General features: G+C 70.2%; 3 protein-coding genes. All 3 read left to right on the top strand.

The window, feature by feature from the left end; genetic code table 11:
• Nucleotides 1-44: 44 nt before the first annotated feature.
• The 3 genes from ACWGH4_RS32650 (at nucleotide 45) to ACWGH4_RS32660 (ending at nucleotide 3,807) form a co-directional block, all read left to right on the top strand.
• Nucleotides 45-1,472, top strand: a complete 1,428-nt coding sequence (locus ACWGH4_RS32650; protein ID WP_453467224.1) for a family 2B encapsulin nanocompartment shell protein — start codon at nucleotides 45-47, stop codon at nucleotides 1,470-1,472.
• A 91-nt stretch (nucleotides 1,473-1,563) separates the two neighbouring features.
• Nucleotides 1,564-2,916, top strand: a complete 1,353-nt coding sequence (locus ACWGH4_RS32655; protein WP_453467226.1) for a family 2 encapsulin nanocompartment cargo protein terpene cyclase — start codon at nucleotides 1,564-1,566, stop codon at nucleotides 2,914-2,916.
• A gap of 15 nt (nucleotides 2,917-2,931) precedes the next feature.
• Nucleotides 2,932-3,807 (top strand): geranyl diphosphate 2-C-methyltransferase, encoded by an 876-nt coding sequence (locus ACWGH4_RS32660; RefSeq protein WP_453467228.1) that lies wholly within the window; start codon nucleotides 2,932-2,934, stop codon nucleotides 3,805-3,807.
• Nucleotides 3,808-3,834 lie beyond the last annotated feature (27 nt).

The raw sequence follows: 3,834 nt of genomic DNA on the forward strand, positions 1-3,834 counted from the left end.
GGTGTGCGCCGACCGCCACCCCTCACGAAGGAGAACCCGCCTCGATGACCGTCGACAGCACCCCGCAGGCCCAGGCCGCACCAGCGGTGCCTCAGCAGTCCCTGAGCACCGCCGCAGCCCGCAACCTCGCCACCACCACCAAGTCCGCCCCGCAGATGCAGGAGATCACCTCCCGCTGGCTGCTGCGGATGCTCCCCTGGGTCGAGACGAAGGGCGGCGCCTACCGGGTCAACCGCCGGTTGCGCTACACCGTCGGCGACGGGCGCATCGACTTCGTCCAGGACGGCGCCACGGTCCGGGTCATCCCCGACGAACTCGGCGAACTCGCCCTGCTGCGCGGCTTCCCGGACTCCGAAGTCCTCAGCGCCCTCGCCGGGCGTTGTACGCAACGCGACTTCGCGGCGGGGGACGTCCTCGTCGAGCGCGGCGCCGAGGCCGACCGGATCCACATGATCGCCCACGGCCGTGTCCGGCAGACCTCCGAAGGCAAATACGGCGGGGAGCTCGCCATCGCGGTGCTCGCGGACGGCGACCACTTCGGAGAGAACGCCCTGCTGGACAGCGACGCCCGCTACGACTACACGGCCACCGCCGAGACGTCCGGCACTCTCCTCACCCTCTCCCGCGCCGACTTCGCCGCCGTACAGGCGTCCGCGCCGAGCCTCCAGTCCCACATCGAGGAGTTCAGCTCTCTCGGACAGCAACGGCAGAACAAGCACGGTGAGGCCGAGATCCGCATGTCGGCCGGCCATGTGGGCGAGGCCGAACTGCCGGGCGCGTTCGTCGACTACGAGTCGAAGCCACGCGAGTACGAACTCTCCGTCGCGCAGACCGTCCTGAGGGTCCACACCCGTGTCGCCGACCTCTACAACGGCCCGATGAACCAGACGGAGGAACAGCTCCGCCTCACCATCGAGGCGCTGCGCGAGCGCCAGGAACACGAGCTCATCAACAACCGCGAGTTCGGCCTGCTGCACAACGCCGACTTCAAGCAGCGGATCCAGCCCCACTCCGGCCCGCCGACCCCGGACGACATGGACGAGCTGCTCTGCCGCCGCCGCGGCACCAAGCTGTTCCTCGCCCACCCGAGGACGATCGCCGCGATCGGGCGCGGCTTCAACGCCTGCGGTCTCTATCCGGACCATGTCGACCTCGGTGGCCAGTCCGTGCCGGCCTGGCGCGGGGTTCCGATCCTGCCCTGCAACAAGATCCCGATCAGCAAGGAGCAGACCAGCTCCATCATCGCCATGCGTCTGGGCGAGGAGAACCAGGGTGTCATCGGGCTGCGGCAGACCGGCCTGCCGGACGAGTACGAGCCGGGACTCTCCGTGCGGTTCATGGGCATCAGCGAGCAGGCGATCATCTCCTACCTCGTCACCACGTACTACTCCGCCGCGGTGCTCGTACCCGATGCGCTGGGCGTGATGGAGAACGTGCAGATCGCGCGCAGGGGCGACCAGGGAACCGGCTGACGGCCCCGGCGCCGGCCGGGAACCGCCTTGCCCGGCGGACCCCTGCCCCAGGTCCGGAACGATCCCACCCACCGCAGCAAGGAGCCACGGAATGCCCGACCCTGGACCCTTCCCGCAGCAGTCGAGGCCGCACGACGCCGTGGCCCGCTCCGTCCCCGCTCCCGCGCACGCCCTCACCCGCTCCGGAGCACCCGTCCCGCAGGCCGAGCCTGTGGAGCCACCCGCGGCGACGGTTGCGGACATGCCCGCGCCGGTGGCCCCCGGCCTGCCGGCCGCGCAGCCTGCGCCGATCACCCCGCCGGAACCGGCGGCCGACTCCTCCGTCGCGGCCGTGCCTGTCGCGGACTCCGCCGTGCAGCGGGCCCTGCGCGGGCCGAGTGGTCTGGGTACGGCTTCGCTCTCCTTGGCCCGCCGCCCGGACCCGCGGCCGGACCCGGCGCTTCCGGAACCCGAGCCGCCGGCCGAAGGCCGGGCCGTGCCGGGCCTCTACCACCACCCCGTACCGGAGCCCGATCCCGTACGGGTGGAGGAGGTCAGCCGTCGGATCAAGCGGTGGGCCGAGGACGAGGTCCAGCTCTACCCCGAGGACTGGAAAGGCGAGTTCGACGGGTTCTCCGTCGGGCGCTACATGGTCGCCTGCCACCCTGACGCCCCCCTCGTCGACCATCTGATGCTCGCCACCCGGCTGATGGTCGCGGAGAACGCCGTCGACGACTGCTACTGCGAGGACCACGGAGGCTCACCCGTCGGTCTCGGCGGACGCCTCCTCCTCGCGCACACCGCGCTCGACCGCCTCCACACCACCTCGGAATACGAGCCGGCGTGGGAGGAGTCCCTCGGCACGGACGCCCCGCGGCGCGCGTACCGCAGCGCCATGGACTACTTCGTACGGGCCGCCACGCCCTCCCAGGCAGACCGCTACCGGCACGACATGGCCCGGCTGCACTTGGGCTACCTGGCCGAGGCCGCCTGGGCCGAGACCGATCACGTCCCGCAGGTGTGGGAGTACCTGGCCATGCGCCAGTTCAACAACTTCCGCCCCTGTCCCACCATCACCGACACCGTGGGCGGCTACGAACTGCCGGCGGACCTGCATGCCCGGCCGGAGATGCAGCGGGTCATCGCACTCGCCGGGAATGCGACCACCATCGTCAACGACCTCTACTCCTACACCAAGGAGCTCGACAGCCCCGGCCGGCATCTGAACCTGCCGGTGGTGATCGCGGAGCGCGAGCAGCTTTCCGAGCGCGACGCGTACCTGAAGGCGGTCGAGGTCCACAACGAGCTCATGTACGCCTTCGAGGCAGCCGCGGCCGACCTGGCCGCCGCCTGCCCCCTGCCCGCCGTGCTGCGTTTCCTCAAGGGCGTGGCCGCGTGGGTCGACGGCAACCACTACTGGCACCGCACCAACACCTACCGATACAGCCTGCCCGACTTCTGGTAAGGAACGGACATCTCTGTGACCACCGAACTGAACCCCACCGCCTCCGCGATGATCCCGGCCCCGGCGACGCCCTACCAGCGGGACATCGCCCGTTACTGGAACAGCGAGGCGAGGCCGGTGAACCTGCGCCTCGGTGACGTGGACGGGCTCTACCACCACCACTACGGCATCGGCGCCGTCGACCACGACGCGCTCGGCGACCCCGAGGACAGCGCGTACGAGAAGAGGCTGATCGCCGAACTGCACCGCCTCGAGTCGGCGCAGACGGAGGTCCTCCTGGACCACCTCGGTCCCATCGGGGTCGACGACACACTCGTCGACGCCGGCTGCGGGCGCGGCGGGTCCATGGTCATGGCCCACCAGCGCTTCGGCTGCAAGGTCGAGGGCGTCACCCTCTCCACCTCACAGGCCGACTTCGGCAACGGGCGCGCGAGGGAGCTCCGCATCCAGGACCGCGTCCGCGCACGCGTCTGCAACATGCTCGACACGCCGTTCGAGAACGGCAGCATCGCCGCCTCGTGGAACAACGAGTCGTCCATGTACGTCGACCTGCACGACCTTCTCGCCGAGCACTCCCGCTTCCTCAAGGTCGGCGGCCGGTACGTGACGATCACCGGGTGCTGGAACCCCCGCTACGGCCAGCCGTCGAAGTGGGTCTCCCAGATCAACGCCCACTTCGAGTGCAACATCCACTCCCGCCGCGAATACCTCCGTGCCATGGCCGACAACCGGCTCGTGCCGCAGGCCGTCATCGACCTCACCCCGGACACGCTGCCCTACTGGGAGCTGCGGGCCACGTCCTCCCTGGTCACCGGGATCGAGGAAGCGTTCATCAAGGCGTACGGGGACGGCTCCTTCCAGTACGTCCTGATCGCGGCCGACCGCGTCTGACCTCGGTCGCGCAGGCCGGGTCCGTCC

The organism is Streptomyces sp. NPDC054847 (assembly GCF_053610925.1).

Bases quoted from the DNA above. Each gene is read 5' to 3' on its own strand.
- ACWGH4_RS32650 (WP_453467224.1), top strand. From the start codon at position 45: ATGACCGTCGACAGCACCCCGCAGGCCCAGGCCGCACCAGCGGTGCCT.
- ACWGH4_RS32655 (WP_453467226.1), top strand. From the start codon at position 1,564: ATGCCCGACCCTGGACCCTTCCCGCAGCAGTCGAGGCCGCACGACGCC.